Source organism: Nonomuraea fuscirosea, assembly GCF_035917475.1.
In the GTDB taxonomy this organism is placed as follows: domain Bacteria; phylum Actinomycetota; class Actinomycetes; order Streptosporangiales; family Streptosporangiaceae; genus Nonomuraea; species Nonomuraea fuscirosea.
In genome coordinates, this window is the sequence record NZ_CP109074.1 from 9,975,111 (window position 1) to 9,994,543 (window position 19,433).

Here is a 19,433-nt window from a genome sequence, read left to right on the forward strand (position 1 = left end):
ACCGCCCGGACACGTGTCAGGAGACCTCAGGTGACGGCCAGGCGGGTGGCGTAGGCGGGGTCGCGCCAGAGCTCCTTGTCCAGCACCTCCAGCAGGGTCGTGGCGGCGTCGTGCACGTCGGCGTAACCGATGTAGAGCGGCGCGAAGCCGAACCTGAGGATGTCGGGCGCGCGGAAGTCCCCGTGCACACCGCGGTCGATCAGCGCCCGCATCACCGGATAGCCGTCGGGGTGGCGCAGGCTGACCTGGCTGCCCCTCTCCGTGGGGCCGGCCGGCGAGACCAGCTCCAGCGCGTCGCCGACCAGGTCGATGAAGAGCGAGGTCAGCGCCATGCTCTTGGCCCGCACCTGGGCCAGGTCCACCCGTTCCCAGATGTCCAGCGTGGCCTCAAGGGCGGCGAACGACAGCACGTGCGGGGTGCTCACCGCGAACCGCCTGATGCCCTCGGCCGGCCGGAAGTCCTCCTCGAACGCGAACGGCTCGGCATGGCCGTGCCAGCCGGACAGCACGTTCTCGGCGGTGGCCTGGTGGCGCGGGTTGACGTAGAGGAACGCGGGCGCGCCAGGACCGGCGTTCAGGTACTTGTAGGTACATCCAACCGCGAAGTCAACCCCAGCGAAGTCGGCGCCCCCGCGATCGGCCTCAGCGGCGGCGGCCCCCGCGAAGCCGTCGCCCGAGACGTTCACCTCCATGGCGCCCACGCTGTGGCACAGGTCCCACACGATGAGCGCCCCCGCCGCGTGCGCCTCGGCGGTGATCGAGCGCATGTCGCGCCGGGCGCCGGTGCGGTAGTCCACCTCCGACAGCAGCACCACGGCCGCGTCCTCGAAACGCCGCTCGGCCAGGTCGCGCACCTCGTAACGGTCCTGCCCGCCGCCCAGCAGCCGGGTCAGCCCCTGCACGATGTAGTGGTCGGTGGGGAAGTTCCGCACCTCGGAGACGATCACCCGGCGGTCCGGGCGCAGCCTCAGCGCCGCCGCCACCGCCTGGAAGATCGCGATCGAGGTGGTGTTGCCCACCACGACCTGCCCGGGCCCGGCGCCGATCAGGGGGGCCAGCCGGTCGCCGGTGGTCAGCGGCTGGTCGTACCAGCCGGCGTGGTTCCAGCCGCCGACGAGCTGCGCGCCCCACTCGTCCTCGACCGCCTGCCGCATCCGCTCGGGCGTGCGCCGGGGTAGCGCGCCGAGCGAGTTGCCGACGAGGTAGATCACGCCGTCCGGCAGCACGAACTCGTCCTTGAAGGCCCGCAGCGGGTCCGAGGCGTCGGAGGCGAGACACTGGTCGCGGTCCACGGCCACTCCTGTCCTGACGAAATAGTGAATATCACCCTATTTACGCCATTATGGGACCTGACCGAGGAACACCTCCGCGTTACCCCGAGCAGCTTCGCGCGGGCGTACCGAACAGGAAGCCGGCCCGCCTGATCAGGCCGCCCGCCGGCAAGTCGATGGGGACGATCATGATCGCTCCAGCGGATGGTAGGCCACGGCCTGCATCTCGATGAGGAGGTGGGGATGCGGCAGCTGGTGCACCGCGATCGTGGCCCTGGCGGGTCCCTCCTCGTCGAAGAACTCCGCGTAGACCTCGTTGTAGCCCTTGAAGTCGTTCATGTTCACCAGGTATGTGGTGATCTGCACGAGGTCGGCCAGTGAGCCGCCCGCGGCCTTGAGGATGTCGCCGACGTTCTCGATGACCGCGCGGGTCTGGGCGCGGATGTCGAGGTTCGTCGTGCCGTGCTTGTCCACCTCCACGCCCACGAACGTGTCGTCGAGGCGCCGGCAGCTCGTACCGGAGATGTACAGGAAGTCACCCGCCCTCTTGACGTGCGGGAACCTGCCTCGCGGCGCGGCCTTGCCCGGAACGCGGATGGCCTTGGGCCTCACTTCCCGAACACCGCCCGCACCGATCCCAACCCCTCGACGCGCGCCTCGAACACGTCTCCTGGACCGACCGGCACGACGGGGCCGAGCGCGCCGGTCAGCACGACGTCGCCGGCCCGCAGCGCGTAGCCGGTGCGGCCGAGCCGGTCGGCCAGCCAGACGGCGGCGTTGAGCGGGTGGCCCAGGCACGACTCGCCCGACCCGGTCGACACCTCCTCGCCGCCGCGCGTCATCGTCATCCCGGCCGCCCGCAGGTCCAGCCCCATGAGCGAGGTCGGCGTGCTGCCCAGCACGAACGCGCCGGCCGAGGCGTTGTCGGCGACGGTGTCGGCCAGCGTGATGTCCCAGTCGGCGATCCTGGAGTCGGCGATCTCGATGGCCGGCAGCGCGAAGTCGACCGCCCTGATCACGTCGGCCACCGTGAAGGGGCCGCCCTCCAGGTCGGCGCCGAGCACCAGCGCGACCTCCGCCTCGGCCTTGGGCTGCAGGAACGGCTCCAGCGGGATCGGCAGCCCGTCGCGGTGGTACATGTCCGCGAACAGCATGCCGAAGTCGGGCTGGTCGATGCCGAACTGCTGCTGCAGCAGCGGGTTGGTGACGCCGATCTTCCGGCCGACCAGCCGCCGCCCTTCGGCCAGCGCCCGCTTCGTGCCGATCTCCTGTACGGCGTACGCGTCGGCGGCGGTGCTGACCAGGTCCCTGATCGGCGCACAGGGCTTGCCGGAGAGTGCTGCCTCGGCCAGCCGGTCGGCGGCCTGGGCGTGCGCGTTGACTGCCTGGGACCATTCGTCATGCATCGGACTGCTCCAGTTTGATGGTGATCGTGGTGGGTTCAGAGTAGAAGTCGAGTGACCGGGTGCCGCCCTCCCGGCCGATGCCCGACAGCTTCACGCCGCCGAACGGCGTCCGCAGGTCGCGCAGGTACCAGGTGTTCACCCAGACGAGCCCCGCCTCCAGGCGCTGCGCCACCCGGTGGGCGCGGTCGAGGTTGGTGGTCCACAGCGTGGCGGCCAGGCCGTAGTCGCTGCTGTTGGCCAGGTCGATCGCCTCGGCCTCGCTGTCGAAGGGGGCGACGTGACACACGGGACCGAAGATCTCCTCCCTGTTGAACCTGGACCACTCCGACAAGCCTGTCACCACCGTCGGTTCCACGAAATATCCGGAATCGCGGTGGTCGCCGAACAGCGGGACGCCGCCTCCCGCCAGCACCTTGGCTCCCTCCGAGCGGGCCAGGGCGTAGTAGGAGAGCACCTTGTCGCGATGTTCGGCCGAGATCATCGGCTGCAGCTCGACCTCCTGGGCGCGCACGGCCAGCCGGGCGCAGAACTCCTCGAAGATCGAGCGTTGCACGTAGAGCCGCTCGGTGCACAGGCAGACCTGGCCGCCGTTGGTGAAGACCGACTTCACCGCGCCCTCGACCGCCCGGTCGAGATCGCAGTCCTCGAAGATCAGCCCGGCGTTCTTGCCGCCCAGCTCGAACGAGATCGGCTTGACCCGCTCGGCCGCCGTGATCATGATCGCGGTGCCCGTCTTCGTTGACCCCGTGAACGTCACCCCGTTCACGTCCGGATGCTCGACCAGCAGCTGCCCGACCGGGCCGGGCCCGAAGATGATGTTGACCACGCCCGGCGGCAGCCCGGTGTCGGCGCAGATCTCGGCGAACACCGCCGCCGAGCCGGGCGTCTGCTCCGACGGCTTGACCACCACGGTGTTGCCCGAGACGAGGGCGGGGGCGAGCTTCCAGGTCATGAGCAGGAACGGCAGGTTCCACGGCACGATCACGCCGACCACGCCGAGTGGCCTGCGCACGGTGTAGCTGAGCGTTCCCGACAGGTGGAAGGCGTCGTCGGGACGCTGGGCCGCGATCTCGGCGAACGCGCGGAAGTTCGCGATGCCGCGCGGGATGTCGAGCGTGCGGGTCTGGTCGAACGACTTGCCCGTGTCGGCGATCTCCGCGGCCACCAGGTCGTCGAAGCGCGCCTCGATGCCCTCGGCCAGGCGCCGCATCCACCCGGCGCGCTCGCCGACGGGCAGCCCGGCCCAGTCGCGGGCCGCCTCCCTGGCCGCGCGCACCGCCCGGTCGACGACCTCGGGGTCGGCCTCGTGCACCTGCCTGACCACCGCGCCCGTCACCGGGTCGTGCACGGGGAACACCTTGCCCGCGGCCACCGGCTCGCCGCCGATGAAATGGGTCAGCACAGCACTCTCCTCATCTCTCCCTCGCCTCCCGGTCTGGATCGACCGGTCTGGATCGACGTGCGGCTCGTGGACCTTGGAGCGTCCCGGGGACACGGAACCTCTGATCGCATCGTCTCGCCGGATCGCGCGGCGCGCTATGAGCGATGCTGGTGAACATGCAGATCCGAACAGACAGAATCGCCGCCCATGACGGCTCCTTCGACGTACGCGTGTGGCTGCCCGACGGCGGGAGCGGCCCGGGGATCCTCCTCGTCCAGGAGATCTACGGCGTCGGCCCGTACATCGAGAAGGTCGCCGCCGACCTGGCCGCGCGCGGTTACGTGGTGGCCGCGCCCGATCTGTTCTGGCGGTTGCAGCCGCACTGGATCGGCGAGCACACGCCCGAGGGCACGCAGACCTCGATCGCGCTGGCCGAGGGGTTCGACTTCGCCCAGGGCGTGGCCGACTGCGCGCTCACGGTCGCCCATCTGGGCGCGCTGCCCGAGGTGCGCGGCGGCGTCGGCGCGGTCGGCTTCTGCCTGGGCGGCTCGATCGCGTACATGCTGGCCACCCAGGTCGAGCTGGGCGCGGTGCTGTCGTTCTACGGCTCGGCCGTGCCCGAGGGGACCGGCCTGATGGAGCGCATCCAGGCGCCGCTGCTGCTGGTCTTCGGCGGCGACGACCCCTTCATCGCCCGCGAGCGGGTGGCCGTGGTCGAGAAGGCCGCCGAGTCCCGGCCGAACGTGATCATGCATGTGGAGGAGGAGGCCGGGCACGCCTTCCACAACAGCGAGGCGCCGATGTTCTACCGGCCGGAGGCGGCGGAGCGTACGTGGGGGGTCGCCATGGCCTTCCTCGGCGAGCATCTGCCCGCCCGGTGAGACCTGTCCAGATGGACATCTTCCGGTACCCCTAGATCAATCGCCATGATGGTCGGATGGCGCGGACGTGGGAATTGTGGGGAAACGTCATTATTGCTGGTACGTTTGCACTCCCTGTCGCGTTGCTAGCAATCTTGCTTCTCCACCGCCACCGCGCTCGCGCCGGCCGTCCCGCAGCCCTGCGGACCGCGATCGCCGACGTCGGCATCGTGGCCGGGACCACGCCCTGGATCTGGATGATCCTCACGCCCTCGGACGGCCGGGGAGGAGTCGGGCTCGTCCCCTTCGCCGACCTCGCGGACCTGCTGACGGCACCGTGGGAAGCGGCGTCGGTGCAGGTCGGAGGCAACCTGCTGGTTTTCGCCGCGCTGGGCGCGCTGCTGCCGGCGCGCAGCGCGGCGATGTCCTCTCCCGCCCGTGTTGCGGCCGTCGCGGCGGCATTTTCGGTCCTGGTCGAGGTGCTCCAGTACGTGCTGCGACTGGGTCGTTTCTCCTCCGTGGACGACGTCATCCTCAATACGGCCGGCGCCGTGATCTTCGCTTTGGTTACTCGCCGCTGGTGGGCCGATCGAATACCGGCCGGGACCGTTCCACGCTAACGGTCCGCTAAAACATCGCGGAATTCACCACACGGGCACGATCCTCTCAAAATCAGCCCGCGACCAAGCCCTGCATCTGTGCGATCGTGGACAAGACGGGGCAAGTTCTCTGGAGACGCCACTACCCGGTCGGTGACAGAGGGTGATCAAAGTTGTCTGAATCCCCGGTACCCCACGAGCCCCCTATCTATCGACGCATCGCCGACGGCCTCCGCGCCCGGATTCTGTCCGGCGAACTGCGCGACGGGGACCGACTGCCGGGCGAGAACGCGCTGATGGCCGAATACGCAATCGCACGAGCCACCGCCAGGCAGGCGCTTGCCGTACTGATCAACGAAGGGCTGGCGGTGCCCAAACGAGGCTCGGGGGTTTACGTGCGGCTGTTCAAACCGATCCGCAGGCACGGCTCGCGCCGCCTGTCACGAGAGCAGTGGGGTCAGGGACGGGCCATCTGGGACGCCGACGCGCGCGGCAGGCCGTTCACCGTCGACCGGGTGGAGGTGGTGCTGGAGCGCGCCACCGAGGAGGTGGCCGCGGTCCTCCAGAGCGGCGAGGTGTGGGTCCGGCGGCGGCGCTACTCGGTCGACGCCAGACCCGTGCAGCTGGCCACGTCCTCCTTCCCCGCCCACCTGGTCGAGGGAAGCGCGATCACCCTCGCGGACACCGGCCCGGGCGGCGTCTACGCCCGGCTGGGCGACCTGGGCCTGCCCCCCGTGCACTTCACCGAGGAGGTACGCGCCCGCATGCCGGGACCGCGCGAGAGCGGGCTGCTCGACCTGCCCGGCGGCACACCCGTGATCGTCATCTCGCGGACCGCGTACACGTCGGGAGGGCTGCCGATCGAGCTCAACGAGATGGTGCTCGACTCGGCGGCGTATGTACTCCAGTACGACTTCGACGCGTAATTCAAGGGGATCTGTCAAGCGATAGGTTGACCTGTCCGCCACGATCATAGAAATTCTCTAGAGAGGTGGCGCATCTTGTAGGGAGATGGAACCTCGCCTGGGGCCCGGGAAAGGCGGACGGAGATGTCCTTTGACCGACATCTTGCCGACATTGCCCGGGACTACCCCCACTGGACCGTCTGGCGGAGCGACGCGGGCCGCTGGTGGGCCACGAGACACCATCCGCTCAGCGTGGCGCAGCGCGATGCCGGATGTGCGATGACCATCGACGCGGACGACCCGGAGGGACTGCGCGACCATCTCCGGGACCAGGAGAGGCGGGCCGGTGAGCACCAGACGTGGCGGGCCGGCCCCGCACCTCCATGACGCGGGCCGCGGAGCGTTCCCCGGCCCGCGCACACGAGCAGCCCGGTGCCGGGTTCAGCGTCTCGGCGGCCCCGGTACCGGGCCCCCAACAGGAGGGGCCACGAACGCGGAAGCCTCCGACCCTATCGGGGGCGGGGGCTTCCGCTTACGACCGCTCGCCGGATCTGCTCGGGCCTGCTCGCGGCTTGCTTGTGTGCCGACTTGTCGCCTACTTGTGCGCCTCTGACAGCCGGGCGATATTGACGTCCGTATCGTCCGAGATGCCCTCTTCCCGGCCCTGAGACCGCTGCTCGGCCGCGTCCTTGTCGACGACGACCTCAACCGTCTCCTCGGGGTCGAGGACCACGCGTACGTCCTCCTGAGCGCTTGGAGCGTCCTCCGCGCCCTGGCCGGCCGGCGGCATGATCGCGTCGGGGACCAGCGGGCCGGCGTTCGCCTCCGCCCGCATCAGGTCGCCGAGCACCGCGCTGACCTCGGTGAGCCGGCGCACGACCTCGGAGTGCGTGTTGCTCAGGTAGTCGACCCGCCGCCCGGCCTGCTCGTCCAGCGCGGCGGTGCGCTGGCGCGCCTGCTCCAGCATGGAGTCGGCCTCGGCGCGCGCGCCGGAGACGATCTGCTCGGCCTGGGCGTTGGCGGACTGCACGGTCTGCTCGGCCTGCGCGTTGGCGCTCGCGACGGCCTGCTCCGCCTCGGTCCTGGCGCTCGTGATGGTCTGGTCGGCCTCGGTCCGCGCGCCCGTGACCAGCCGCTCGGCCTCGGCCCTGGCCCCCTTCAGCGTCTCGTCGGCCTCGGTGCGGGCGGAGGTCAGCTGCTCCTCCGCGTCGCTGCCCGCCTGGGCGAGCATGTTCTCGGCCGCCTGGGTGGCCTCGCTCACCCGCCGCTCCGCCTCGGCCTGCGCGGAGGTGAGGATCTTGTCGGCGGTCTCGCGCGAGGTGCTGAGGAGCCGTTCGGACTCGGCCTTGGCGGACTCGCGCACGCTGGTGGCCTCGGCCTCGGCGTCCTCGCGCTTGGCCGCGGCCTCCTCCTCGCCGAGCCGGAGGATCTGCGCGAGCCGGGGACTCAGGTCCTCGTAGCTCTGCGGCGTCTCGACCATGCGCCGGCGGGCCTCGGCCAGCTCGATCCGGCCCTGCTCGGCCTGCTCGATGGCCCGTGCCAGCCGCTCTTCCAGGTCCCTTATCTGGTTACGGGTTCGCATCATGTAGTCGTGGACCTGGCGGCGGTTGTAGCCGCGCATCACGACCTCGAACGTGTCCTCTTGCATCAGATCGGGAATGCTCTCGTGCTGGTGTGTCATGGGGGTTACCTAAGGGTGGTTTGCGTGAGGCGGGGGAAAACTGCGGGTTGTGAGGGTCTGGCAACGGGACGTCAGGAAACGACTTTCCTGCCATCTGCCCACGTCCGCAACCCGAACGCCATACCCCGAGCTGGAATTACGATGTCTCGAATGTACATAGCAGCGTTGGACAACGGAGCAGTGCCCGACATACACCCCGATGCGTACATAGCCCACGGCGTCGTCGTGGTCGGCGACGTACGCGTGGGCCGGGCATCCAGCATCTGGTACGGCTCCGTTCTCCGGGGGGACGGCGAGCGGATCGAGATCGGCGAGGAGTGCAACGTACAGGATCTGTCCTGCCTCCACTCCGACCCGGGTGAGCCCGCGATCCTGGAGGACCGCGTGAGCCTGGGCCACAAGGCCATGGTCCACGGCGCCCACATCGAGTCGGGCGCGCTGATCGGCATCGGCGCCATCGTGCTCGGCGGCGCCAGGATCGGGGCGGGCACGCTCGTGGCCGCCGGAGCGCTCGTCGGCCCCGGCAAGAAGATCCCCTCGGGCGTGCTGGTCGCCGGCGTGCCCGGCAAGATCGTGCGCGAGCTCACCGACGACGACCGCGAGTCCTTCGCCGGGACCCCGGACACCTACATGGCCAAGGCGATCAGGCACCGGCAGGCGTCATCGCTTTGATGAGCACCTCGTCCGGCACCGAGGCGGCGTTGAGCGGATCGGCGTACTCGGGCAGCTCGGGCCGCAGGAAGCGGACGAAGTCGACCGTGAGCTTGAGGTCGGGCGTGCCCGTGACCTGCTTGGCGTTGCCCTTGGTGGCGTCCTTCTTGAGCAGGCTGTAGCTGTCCCAGTCGGTGTAGGCCGTCACCCCCCATTGGAGCACGTCGGGCAGGGTGGACGGCCAGCGCCGGCCCACCTTCCACTTGCCGCCGTCCTCCTTGTAGAGCGCGACGAAGACGCGGCCCACCCTGGCCAGCGTGAGCTCGACCCAGCCGCTCTTCACCGCGAGTTCCTGCGGCTTGGAGCTGCCGTCCTGGGTGTACTTCACCTCGACCTGGCCGCTCTTCTCGCCCGTGCCCACCGCGACCGACACCCAGTTGGGCTTGGCGTACGAGCCGGGCTGACGCGCCATCAGCCCGCCGAGCGAGAACTTGCGCTTCGGCCATCCGCTGCCGCTCTTCCCCGTGACCTTGATCCGGGCGTGCATGACGATGTCGCCGGCCAGATCCTGGTAGACGAAGGGCCCGCGGAAGCCGTCGAACCAGGCCGAGGTCTTGGGCTCCAGATACATCGAGCCCTTCACGGTCTTGTTCACGTCGTACTTGCCGATGCGGTCGACGTCCTTCTCGGTCTCGCTGAGCTTGGTCCACGCCGACAGGTCGGCGGCGTCGTCGAACTCCGTGGAGGCCTCACCCACCTCCCCGCCGGGCGCCGGCGGAGAGGCGTTCTGTAGCGTGAGGATGCCGGGGCCCGTGAGCGTCGGCTGCGGCGCCGCTGCGGTACCGCAACCGGAGAGCACACAAACGACCACCGACAACCCTGCTACCTTCGCCCTCATAGCGGACATTGTGCCGTGAAAAGCCGATGGATGATCCGAGTACCACCAGTACGATGACCGCCGTGCCACCCTGGGATGCGTTCACCGCCACGGAGGCGGAGGTCCGTGCCATGGTCGCGGACCCACGCTGGCAGCGCCTTTCCGTGCCCGATCGCGCCCACGTCCTGGCGGCCAGAATTCTTGTGACCCCAGATGGCGACCGATGGCTGTTCGGCGCCCACGCGCGCTGGCACCTGCTCGACCCCGCCGACGGCCGCTGGCACCTCGCCCCGCCGGCGCGGCGCGTACGCGCGCGCCAGGTAGGACACGCGACGACGACCCTGCCCGACGCCGTGGTGCCGCAGGGTTACGACTTCCACGCCGAGCCCGGCTCCACGCAGGCGTTCGTCGGCCCCGACGTGCCCGGGAGCCTCACCGAGCAGCTCAGGGTGCTGCTCCGGAGCAGCGGGCGCAAGTCGGAGCTGGACTACCCGCTGACGGCGTTCGGCGAGATCTTCGCCTCCGACGTGCCCAGCACGGTGGCGGCCGTCTGGGGCACGATCATGTGGTGCGCCTACGCGCCCGCCTTCGACGGCAACGAGCGGCTGATCACGGTGTTCGGCGAATACCTGTGCCGTCCCCTGCCCGGCGACGAGTGGGTGCGCTGGCTGCCCGCGCCGCCGCTGCTCGACCTCGTCACGCTCGTGGCCGAACGGCTGCGGGCCGGGCGCTCGCGGCAGGCGCTGCGGCTGGCCGCCGTGATGGCGGACGCGGCGCAGATCCTGCTGCTCGACACCCGGTTCAGGCCGCGCGCGCTGGCGCTGCTCACGATGGTCGAGCCGACGCTGCGCACGGCCAGGCCGGAGGACTTCCGCGGCGAGTTCACCAGCGGCCTGCACAGCGCCTACCAGGACAACGCGGACAACGGCTCACCGACCGGCCCGCAGAGCCGGTCGCCGGAACTCCGGCGGGACTTCCAGGGGGACGATGCGGGGCTGCGCGAGGCGTGGCTGGAGCGCGTGCCCGCCCGGCTGTGCCGGGCTCTGCTCATCGAGAACGACCCCGGGGCGCACTTCACGCACACCGTGTACGACCTCGTCGAGGCGCTGTCCTTCATGCCGGACCCGCCGGCGGCCGCGGCCATGTTCCTGGCCGACCTGTCCGACTCCAGAGACCTGCTGCCTGAGCGGCTGGACCATCGGCTGCGGATGGCGTACGAGGAGCTGGCGCGCGCGGGGCGGATCGGGACGTCCGCGGCCGACTCGACGGAGCCCGACGGCTTCCCGGTCCGTACGGGAGGGCTCTCGGTCGCGCCCGCGCCAGTGCTGGAGGTGGCGCCGCCCGACCGGGCGAGCGCGGCGGCGGTGCTGGGGGCGGCTTACGCCATGGGGCTCGCGTGGGGGCGGCTGACGGGGGCCAAGGTGCCCGAGCGGGGGCTGGCGAGCCAGTCGGCACTCGTACGAAAGATCGTTCATGAACGCGACGACCATCACACAGGTCACATCTAAACCACAAATACCGATATTTCCACCTTACCTCCCCTATATCGTTCTAACACTTCCGATAACAGTCAATTAGCTGAATTGTGATCTCGGCTTCGGGAAATGATCCCCGAGGGGCCCCCGCGGCGCTGAAAGGAATGACTCCGATGGGCCATGTCGCCCGCAGAGTCTCCGCCGTAACCTCGTAGAGGGTGTGGGCTGCGGAAGGAAGGACGACGCGGTGGGGCACAATGACCTGGACTCTCGGGTCCACGACCGTGTCGCGTTGGACGAGATTGCGCTCTACGCCGAGGTGCTCACGGCCGTGGCTGTCAGCGAGCGGCGGCTGACCTTGGACGAACTCGACGACGCGCTCGGATTGCGGACTTCGGCGAGCCGCTGAAGGACCGACGATTACTAGCCCCGGGGACCTAGTTCCCGGCTCCAATGGAGTCGGGAACACCGGTTTCCGGGGTTTCACATAACTAGTCAATCCATCGCCCGGCGGTCCGACTTTCGGACGAGAGGCGAACTACGAGCGGACGAGACGGGCGATCGCCGCCGAGGCCTCCTTGACCTTCGCTTCGGCCTCGGGGCCCCCGGTGTTGATCGCGTCGGCCACGCAGTGGGAGATGTGCTCCTCCAGCAGCCCCAGCGCCACCGCCTGCAGAGCCCTGGTCGCCGCGGAGACCTGGGTGAGCACGTCGATGCAGTAGGCGTCGTCGTCGACCATGCGCTGCAGACCTCTGATCTGCCCCTCGATCCGTCGCAGGCGCGTCAGATATGCCTGCTTGTCCCCGCTGTACCCATGCATGCTTCTACGGTACCCGGAGAAGGTATCGCTCAGCGGAGGCCGTCGATCAGCTTCTCCCACTGCTCGGCCACCTCGTCGGCCGAGTGACGCACCGCGGTGTCCAGCGCCCCCGCCGCCAGCGAGCGCCGCCTGCGCTCGTCGTCGATCAGCGCCAGCAGCGCCCCGGCGAACAGCTGCTGCTGGTCGCTCTCGGACTCGGGCACCAGCACCCCGTTGTAGCCCGTCGCCACGAACTCCCTGGGCCCCCTGGCCCCGTCGAAGGCCACCACCGGCACCCCGCACCCCATGGCCTCCAGCACCGTCATGCCGAGGTCCTCGACGCGCGAGGGGTTGGCCACGATCGACGCCTTGGCGAACTCGCCGGCCAGGTCGGGGGTGGTGCCCATGAAGTAGACGTGGTTGTGCAGGTGCAGCTCGCGCACCAGCGAACGCAGCCGGCGCTCCTCGGGGCCGCCGCCGTACAGCCGCAGCCGCCAGTCGGGGCGCTTGTCGGCCACGATCGCGAACGCCCTGATCAGCCGGTCGTACGCCTTCACCGGCACCCACCGACCACCGGCGGCGACGATCCTGTTGTCCATCCGCGAGCGCGGCCACGGGCCGCGCGGCAGCGCGTCCAGCACGCTGTGCACGACGGGCCCGCCGTCTCCCGGCGGCAGATCGAGCAGCCTGACCCAGTCCTCCTGGGCCGACTCCGTGGCCGTCACGACGGCGTTCAGGCGCGGGTAGAGGCGTTGCACGGGCCCGGGCACCGACGGCCTGCCCCACTCGCGGGCGATCTTGATGGTCTCGCGCGGCGCGTGCCTGGCCGCCTGGACGCCCAGCCCCGGCCTGGTCGTGATCAGCACGTCGCACCTGAGGTTGCGCAGCATCCGCCACAGTGCCACCTCGGTACGGACCTGGCCGCGCGGCAGCAGGTGCCTGATCCCCGGCCTGGCGTCCACGACGCTGCGCATGCTCACCTTGGGCCCGACGGGGAAGAACGGCTTCTCCTTCTGCCGCCGGATGCTGATGACCTCGACCTCGTGCCGCTCCGCGAGCGCGGTGGCCAGGTTGAGCGTGGCGCGCACGTCGCCGCGCATGGCGTACGCGGAGGTGAGGACGAGGCTGACCTTCATCCGCCGACCTCGATCCGCAGCTCGTCGTCCGCGGTGTAGCAGGGTCTGATGAGCACGCCGTCCACCCGTGAGGACGGATAGTGCAGTCGGCGCCGTTTGCCGTCCACGTCGTCGAGCCTGGCCCCTAGGCGCAGCGGCGTGGGCACGCCGTCCACCTCCAGCGCGGGCTCCCACGTGCCCGCGCCCTCGGCCTCCTCGTGGTCGGCCGCCACCAGCACGTCCACCAGCGACACGGCCGCGTGGAAGCGCACGCCCTGGACGGTGGCCGTGGCCGACAGGTGGGCGCCGGTCAGGCGGCGGTCGAGCGTCAGCGTGGCCTCGTGGCGGGTGTCGTCGTCCTCCAGCCCCGTGTACGCCAGCAGGCCCATCACCTCGAACCGGCCCTCCCTGAACCAGATGGAGCGCACCTCGGCCACCGGCTCGGCGTCGGAGATCTTCAGCGCCAGGAAGCCGTTGCGGGTGCGGTAGGAGCGGTAGGCGAGGGTGCGCCGGCACAGCGCGTACGCGTCGAGGTGGTCGAGGGAGAAGCCGGGATCGACGCTGCGCAGCCTGCTGCGTTTGCCGTCACGGCGCAGATAGGCGTCCCAGCGGCCGGTGCTGAGCTCCAGCGGCTCCAGTGAGACCGTCAGCGTGGCCTCGCGCGCCCGAGCGCGTGAAGTGGCGAGCAGCACGTCGCGTTCCACCCCCGTGGTGCGATGCCTGAGAACGAGTTCGGTGCCGTCTTCCAGAGGTTCGTCGATGGCTAGCCGCAGGGAGAGTACGTCGGCCAGGGTGACTTCGGCGTCCGTGACGACGACGCCCATCACGAGCCCCCTCCCCGTCGAATAGAGCCATGCGACGTTGAGGTTACCGTGATTTTCCCGTTATGTGGATGCCGGATTTCTTCCAGCCACACGCGTTGACATGCGAAACTCCTCCACAACTGGTGTGGAGGAGTCCGACTGACGGCGGTCAGGAAGTGCCCTTGACCGACTTGATCAAGAGCTGGGCGACGTCCACGACTTCGAGCGTCTCCTTGGCTTCGCCGTTGTTCTTCTTCTCGTTGATGGCGTCGCCGAGCATCACCATGCAGAACGGGCACGCGGTCGAGACCGTGTCAGGATTCGTGGTCAGCGCCTCGTCCACCCGCTCGGTGTTGATGCGCTTGCCGATGCGCTCCTCCATCCACATGCGCGCCCCGCCGGCGCCGCAGCAGAAGCCGCGGTCCTTGTGCCGGTGCATCTCCTGCGTCTGCACGCCGGGCACCTTCGCCATGATGTCGCGCGGCTGGGAGTAGACCTTGTTGTGGCGGCCGAGGAAGCACGGGTCGTGGTAGGTGATCTTCTCCTCGATCGGCGTGACCGGGGTGAGCAGCCCCTCGTCCACCAGCTTCGACAGCAGCTGCGTGTGGTGCACGACCTCGTACGTGCCGCCGAGCTGCGGATACTCGTTGGCCAGGGTGTTGAAGCAGTGGGGGCAGGTGGCCACGATCTTCTTCACCCCCGCCTCGTTGAGCGTCTCGATGTTCTGCTGGGCGAGCATGTTGAACAGGTATTCCATGCCCAGCCGCCGCGCCGGGTCGCCGGAGCACGCCTCCATCGGGCCGAGCACCGCGAACTTGACGCCCGCGATGTGCAGCAGCTCCGCGACCGCCTTGGTGGTCTTCTTGGCCCGGTCTTCGAGCGCGCCCGCGCAACCCACCCAGAACAGGTATTCGGTGTCCGCGGGCATCTTGTCCTCGACCATCGGAACCTCGAAGTCGAGCTCCTCGATCCAGTCGGCCCGCTTCATCTCGGACATGCCCCACGGGTTGCCCTTGTTCTCCAGGTTCTTCACCATCACGCCCGCCTCGGACGGGAACGACGACTCCACCATCACCTGGTAGCGGCGCATGTCGAGGATGTGGTCGATGTGCTCGATGTCCACCGGGCACTGCTCGACGCAGGCGCCGCAGTTGGTGCAGGACCAGAGCACGTCGGGGTGGATCACGCCCTCCTCGCCGACCAGCGGCTTGTCCAGCAGGGCGAGCACGTCGGTGTCCTTGTGCTCGACGCCGTTCGCGGCTGCCAGCAGGTAGGGGGCCACCGCGAAGGCGTGGTCGCGCTGGTCGAGGATGAGCATCTTCGGCGACAGGGGCTTGTCGGTGTTCCACGCCGGGCACTGGGACTGGCAGCGGCCGCACTCCGTACAGGAGTAGAAGTCGAGGAAGCCCTTCCAGGTGGTGTCGGCGATCTTGCCGCGCCCGAGCCGCTCGGGGTCGAGGTCCTCGTCCTCGAAGTCGACCGGCTTGCCGTCCACGCGCATCTCCGGCGCGCCGCCCATGCCGTCGGGGCGGCGGGAGAAGAGCACGTTGATCGGCGCGGTGAAGATGTGCAGGTGCTTGGAGTTGACCACGATGACCAGGAACACCAGCATGAAGCCGATGTGCAGGAGCAGCGCGATCTCCTCCAGCAGCGGGCTGGCCGGCAGCGCGTCGCCGAGCGCGAGCGAGACGAACGCGCCGGAGGAGTAGGGGAAGTTCCCGTTGGCCGCGGCCGCGCCTCTGGCCAGGAACAGCGTCCAGATGATGTTGAAGATCATGAACAGGACGAGCCAGGCGCCGCCGAGGTGCGAGCCGGAGAAGCGGGACTCACGGCCGAGCGCCTTGGGCGAGTTCTTCACCCGGATGACCGCGAAGGCGATCAGACCGAGCACGCAGGCCACGGCGATGAAGTCCTGGAGGAGGCCGAGCACGCCCCAGGTGCCGATGAGCGGGATGTGGAAGTTCGGGGTGCCGGTGATCGCGCCCTGGATGATCGCGCCGTACGCCTCGATGTAGACGGTCAGCAGGATGAAGAACGCCCACATGACGAAGAAGTGGGCGACGCCCGACGGCGTCCACTTGAGCAGCTTGCGCTGCCCGAACACCTCGACGAGCTGCGCCTTGATCTCGTCGCCTGCGTGCGTCCTGGCGTAGTCGATCCGCTCGGGGGCGGGTGGGCCCACGGTCGCGAGCCGGTAGAGGAACATCACTCTGCGGCCGGCCACGGCCACCGCCAGGATGGTCATGACGAGCCCGACGATGGCTACCCAGAGCACGGGATCCTCCCACAGACGACGTTGGCTGTCAGCGTACGGTGACCCGCCGAGCAGGCGTGTACCCCGATCCTACCCGTGAGTAACTTTATCGGGTCACTCGACATACCCTAAGGTCATCGCCGCCTCCAGAACAATGCTCTAATTCAGATCGTCGCCCGTGAAGTACCGCTGGAGTGTCGGGCCGAGCAGCTTCACCAGCTCCTCGTGACTGGCGCTGGCCATCGGCTCCAGCTTGAGCACGTAACGCGCCATGAGCACGCCGAACATCTGCGCGAAGCCCGCCTCGACCCGCAGGTGCGGCACCTGGAGCCGGTCGGCCACCTGGTAGAGCAGGGCGTTGGAGATGAACTCGCGGAACATCGCGGCCGCCTGCTCGTTCGTCATCGCCGAGCGGATCAGCGCCACCATCGGGTCGCGGGTCTCGGGCGAGGCGGTGACGCGCAGGATCATCCCCACCAGCCGCTCGCCGATCTCCGTACGCGGGCCTTCCAGCAGCAGCGGGATGACTTCTTGCGGAGTGATCGGCAGCTGCATCGCCGCGGCGAACATGCCCTCTTTGGTGTCGAAATAGTGGTGCACGAGGGCCGGATCGACCTGGGCCTCCCTGGCGATGCCGCGCACGGTCGCCTTGTCGAAGCCCTTCTCGGCGAACACCCTCCTGGCCGCCGTGAGGATCTCGCCGCGCGTGTCGGCCGAGCCCGGCCTGCGTCCCGGCCGCCGCGGCGTACCGCTCACCGGCCCACCGCCAGGTAAACCCGCATCGGCACGGACAGCACACCCTCGGGGAAGGCCGCGCGCAGCTCCACCCGCTGGCGATCGACCAGCTCGTCCGCCCGCTCCTTGGACAGCGCTGCCATGTAGGAGTGGGAGCGCAGGTCGAGCAGGAAGTGCTCGATGCCGACCAGCCTGGTCCAGGGGATCCAGCGCTCCTCGACCACCTCGAAGGCCGAGGCGATCGGCGGCACCGACCACTCCTCGACCGCCGGCCCCCAGTAGGTCGGCACCGCCTGCGCCAGCCGGGCCTCGTAGGCGGCCAGCCACTCGGCCTGGGAGGCGTGGTGGAAGTTCCAGCAACCCGCGATCGAGCCGCCGGGCCGCAGCACCCGCCGCGCCTCGGCGATCGACAGCACGGGGTCCAGCCAGTGCCACGACTGGGCGTACATCACCAGATGCGCCGCCTCGCCGGCCAGCGGCAGCACGTTGCCGTCGGCCAGCACCGCCGCCACGGGCGCGTCTTCACCGGCTCCCTCGCCCGCCCGCTCGTCGGCGGCGCTCCTGGACACCAGGCGCGCCAGCATCGGCTCGCCCGGATCGACCGCCACCACCCGGGCGCCGCGCGCCCTGAGGCCGCGCGTCATGATGCCGGTGCCCGCGCCGACGTCGACCACGGTCGCGCCGTCGAGGTCGACGCCGGTCACCTCGCCCAGCGCGCGGTAGACCTCGTCGGGGTAGCCGGGCCTGCCCTCGTCGTACGCGTCAGCCACTCGGTCGAAGGTCCTGCCCAGGTCCTTGATCGGCCCTGCGTTCATGTGGTCGCCGCGTTCATGGAGGATGCCACCAGGATCATGTGGACGCCGCCAGGTGCAACCTGGCGAAGGCCAGCCCTTCCGCCAGATCGTCGATCCGTTCGGTGCGGCTGGCCGCCTTCCGGGTGTTGATCTCCAGGACCACGAGCCCCGAGTAGCCGTTGCCGGCCAGCCGCTCCAGCATCGGCGCGCACGGCTGGTTGCCCCGGCCGGGCACCAGGTGCTCGTCCTTGTTCGTCACGCCGAGACCGTCGGCGAGATGCAGGTGCGCGAGCCGGTCGCCGAGCTTGACCGCCATCTCCATGGCGTCGGAGCCTGAGACCGCCGTGTGTGACAGGTCCAGCGTGACCTGGGGGAAGTCGTAGTCGATCGGATTCCAGTCAGGCGAGTAGGGCACCACGTCGTTGGCCCTGGCCCGCAAAGGGAACATGTTCTCCACCGCGAACGCGACATCCGTCTCATCCCGCATCCTGGCCAGCCCGTTCTCGAAGTCACGGGCGTAGTCACGCTGCCAGCGGAACGGCGGATGGACCACGACCGTGGAGGCGCCCAGCCGTTCGGCCGCCTTCTGCGCCTTGACGAGCTTTGCCCACGGGTCACGGCCCCAAACCCGCTGGGTCACCAGCAGACAGGGCGCGTGGATGGCCAGCACGGGCACCTGGTAGTGCTCGGACAGCCGCTCGATCACGTCGATGTCCTGGCTCACCGGGTCGGCGCCGACCATGATCTCTACGCCGTCGTAGCCCAGGCGCGCGGCCAGCTCGAACGCATCGGGAGTGCGTTCCGGATATACCGAAGCGGTGCTCAGCGCGATCTTCGCGCTGGGCACGCGGATGACATCAGCCACATTGCCAGCCTAAGCCGGAGAAGGCGTTCTGGCGCGCGGTCACCCGTGGTGAGCCGTGTCTCAGCGTCTCACCGGGGGCGCCGGCACGCTCGTGACCTCGGCGTCGGCGCTGCCGCGGCGGCGACACATCGGGGCTCGTGACCTCGCCCCCGACGTTCCCGGGCGGCGGCTTGCCCAGCACGAAGGTGCCTCTACCGTTGTGGCATGTCCCGGATAGCGAAAGGCGCGATCCCCAGCCCCAACATCTGGAACACCCCCCAGATCTACGAGCTGGAGAACCGCGCCGTCGACCCCGACGGCGCGGCCGACGCGGCGATGCGCGCCCTGCGCCCCTGGGGCGGCGCCACCGTGCTCGACATCGGCTGCGGCACCGGCTACCACCTGCCGGTCCTGGCCGCCGAGGCCGCCAGGGTGATCGGCGTGGAGCCGCACGGAGACCTGGCCGCGCTGGCCCGCCGCCGCTGCGCGGACCTGCCCAACGTCAGCGTGCACGCCGCGGCGGCCCAGGACCTGCCGCTGCCCGACGCGGGGGTGGACGTGGCCATCGCGCGGTGGGCGTACTTCTTCGGGCCCGGCTGCGAGCCCGGCCTGCGCGAGCTGTCCCGGGTCGTCCGCCGCGGCGGGGCCGCCTTCGTCCTCGACCTCGACGCGGCGCGGGGGTCGTTCGGGCGCTGGTTCTCCCGTACCGTGCCCGCCTACTCCACCCGCGAGGTCGAGGCGTTCTGGGACCGGCAGGGCTGGCAGCGCCGGCCGCTCGATCTGCGGATGACGTTCCGGCGGCGGGCGGACCTGGAGGCGGTGCTGCGCATCGAGTTCACGCCCGAGGTGGCCGAGCAGGCCATCGCCGAGACGACCGGGCTGGAGCTGGCCTACCCGAACGTCCTGCGCTGGCGCTACTTCTGACCACAACCCCGTACTCCATCGCTTGACCTTGACACAGGCGTCAACGTTTACCGTGGACG

The 19,433-nt window shown here is 69.6% G+C and carries 19 protein-coding genes; 6 read left to right on the forward strand and 13 right to left on the reverse strand.

All coding sequences use genetic code 11. The annotated features are described in order from the left end of the window. Positions 1-26 precede the first annotated feature (26 nt). From kynU to OIE67_RS45775, 4 genes are all read right to left on the reverse strand, one after another. Positions 27-1,298, reverse strand: coding sequence for a kynureninase (gene kynU, locus OIE67_RS45760; protein WP_407674778.1), 1,272 nt, complete (start codon positions 1,296-1,298; stop codon positions 27-29). A gap of 159 nt (positions 1,299-1,457) precedes the next feature. Continuing rightward, on the reverse strand, positions 1,458-1,883 hold the full coding sequence (locus OIE67_RS45765; RefSeq protein WP_326632377.1) for a RidA family protein: 426 nt from the start codon (positions 1,881-1,883) through the stop codon (positions 1,458-1,460). Continuing rightward, positions 1,880-2,677 (reverse strand): 2-keto-4-pentenoate hydratase, encoded by a 798-nt coding sequence (locus OIE67_RS45770; RefSeq protein WP_326632379.1) that lies wholly within the window; start codon positions 2,675-2,677, stop codon positions 1,880-1,882. Before OIE67_RS45770 ends, OIE67_RS45765 begins: the two co-directional genes overlap by 4 nt. Further along, the gene (locus tag OIE67_RS45775; protein ID WP_326632380.1) at positions 2,670-4,079 is read right to left on the reverse strand and encodes an aldehyde dehydrogenase family protein; all 1,410 of its coding nucleotides are present in this window, start codon (positions 4,077-4,079) and stop codon (positions 2,670-2,672) included. Before OIE67_RS45775 ends, OIE67_RS45770 begins: the two co-directional genes overlap by 8 nt. 155 nt (positions 4,080-4,234) lie before the next feature. On the opposite strand from OIE67_RS45775, the gene OIE67_RS45780 reads away from it, so the two are divergent. From OIE67_RS45780 to OIE67_RS45790, 3 genes are all read left to right on the forward strand, one after another. Then, positions 4,235-4,939 (forward strand): dienelactone hydrolase family protein, encoded by a 705-nt coding sequence (locus OIE67_RS45780; protein ID WP_326632381.1) that lies wholly within the window; start codon positions 4,235-4,237, stop codon positions 4,937-4,939. A gap of 56 nt (positions 4,940-4,995) precedes the next feature. After that, positions 4,996-5,538 carry a VanZ family protein gene (locus OIE67_RS45785; RefSeq protein WP_326632384.1) on the forward strand — a complete coding sequence of 181 codons (543 nt, stop codon included), beginning with the start codon at positions 4,996-4,998 and terminating at the stop codon, positions 5,536-5,538. Between the two features lie 152 nt (positions 5,539-5,690). Next, a complete protein-coding gene (locus tag OIE67_RS45790; protein ID WP_106245982.1) occupies positions 5,691-6,443 on the forward strand; it encodes a GntR family transcriptional regulator in 753 nt (250 codons plus the stop codon). A 574-nt stretch (positions 6,444-7,017) separates the two neighbouring features. Here the strand turns inward: OIE67_RS45790 and OIE67_RS45795 are convergent. Next, positions 7,018-8,103, reverse strand: a complete 1,086-nt coding sequence (locus OIE67_RS45795) for a coiled-coil domain-containing protein (RefSeq protein WP_326632386.1) — start codon at positions 8,101-8,103, stop codon at positions 7,018-7,020. Between the two features lie 150 nt (positions 8,104-8,253). Here OIE67_RS45795 and OIE67_RS45800 point away from each other — a divergent pair, with 150 nt between their 5' ends. Next, positions 8,254-8,775 (forward strand): gamma carbonic anhydrase family protein, encoded by a 522-nt coding sequence (locus OIE67_RS45800; protein ID WP_393270217.1) that lies wholly within the window; start codon positions 8,254-8,256, stop codon positions 8,773-8,775. On the opposite strand, the gene OIE67_RS45805 is transcribed toward OIE67_RS45800, so the two are convergent. Then, a complete protein-coding gene (locus OIE67_RS45805; RefSeq protein ID WP_106245976.1) occupies positions 8,747-9,511 on the reverse strand; it encodes a DUF1349 domain-containing protein in 765 nt (254 codons plus the stop codon). The two genes, OIE67_RS45800 and OIE67_RS45805, sit on opposite strands and share 29 nt — an antisense overlap. Positions 9,512-9,714: 203 nt before the next feature. Between OIE67_RS45805 and OIE67_RS45810 the strand changes: the two genes are divergently transcribed. Then, positions 9,715-11,139, forward strand: coding sequence for a hypothetical protein (locus tag OIE67_RS45810; RefSeq protein ID WP_407674779.1), 1,425 nt, complete (start codon positions 9,715-9,717; stop codon positions 11,137-11,139). Between the two features lie 505 nt (positions 11,140-11,644). Here the strand turns inward: OIE67_RS45810 and OIE67_RS45815 are convergent. From OIE67_RS45815 to OIE67_RS45845, 7 genes are all read right to left on the reverse strand, one after another. Beyond that, a complete protein-coding gene (locus OIE67_RS45815) occupies positions 11,645-11,926 on the reverse strand; it encodes a metal-sensitive transcriptional regulator (RefSeq protein WP_080044376.1) in 282 nt (93 codons plus the stop codon). A 29-nt stretch (positions 11,927-11,955) separates the two neighbouring features. Next, positions 11,956-13,041 carry a glycosyltransferase gene (locus tag OIE67_RS45820; protein ID WP_326632404.1) on the reverse strand — a complete coding sequence of 362 codons (1,086 nt, stop codon included), beginning with the start codon at positions 13,039-13,041 and terminating at the stop codon, positions 11,956-11,958. Continuing rightward, entirely contained in the window at positions 13,038-13,844 is an 807-nt protein-coding gene (locus OIE67_RS45825; RefSeq protein ID WP_106245972.1) for a hypothetical protein, read from the reverse strand. The genes OIE67_RS45820 and OIE67_RS45825 overlap by 4 nt, the downstream gene beginning before the upstream one ends. 148 nt (positions 13,845-13,992) lie before the next feature. Continuing rightward, positions 13,993-16,098 carry a (Fe-S)-binding protein gene (locus OIE67_RS45830; RefSeq protein WP_326632407.1) on the reverse strand — a complete coding sequence of 702 codons (2,106 nt, stop codon included), beginning with the start codon at positions 16,096-16,098 and terminating at the stop codon, positions 13,993-13,995. Between the two features lie 138 nt (positions 16,099-16,236). After that, a complete protein-coding gene (locus OIE67_RS45835; protein WP_326632409.1) occupies positions 16,237-16,833 on the reverse strand; it encodes a TetR/AcrR family transcriptional regulator in 597 nt (198 codons plus the stop codon). After that, on the reverse strand, positions 16,830-17,627 hold the full coding sequence (locus OIE67_RS45840) for a class I SAM-dependent methyltransferase (protein WP_326632411.1): 798 nt from the start codon (positions 17,625-17,627) through the stop codon (positions 16,830-16,832). The genes OIE67_RS45835 and OIE67_RS45840 overlap by 4 nt, the downstream gene beginning before the upstream one ends. A 34-nt stretch (positions 17,628-17,661) precedes the next feature. Continuing rightward, positions 17,662-18,471 (reverse strand): sugar phosphate isomerase/epimerase family protein, encoded by an 810-nt coding sequence (locus OIE67_RS45845; protein ID WP_106245968.1) that lies wholly within the window; start codon positions 18,469-18,471, stop codon positions 17,662-17,664. Between the two features lie 204 nt (positions 18,472-18,675). Here OIE67_RS45845 and OIE67_RS45850 point away from each other — a divergent pair, with 204 nt between their 5' ends. Next, entirely contained in the window at positions 18,676-19,374 is a 699-nt protein-coding gene (locus OIE67_RS45850) for a class I SAM-dependent methyltransferase (protein WP_106245966.1), read from the forward strand. The last annotated feature ends 59 nt before the right edge of the window (positions 19,375-19,433 follow it).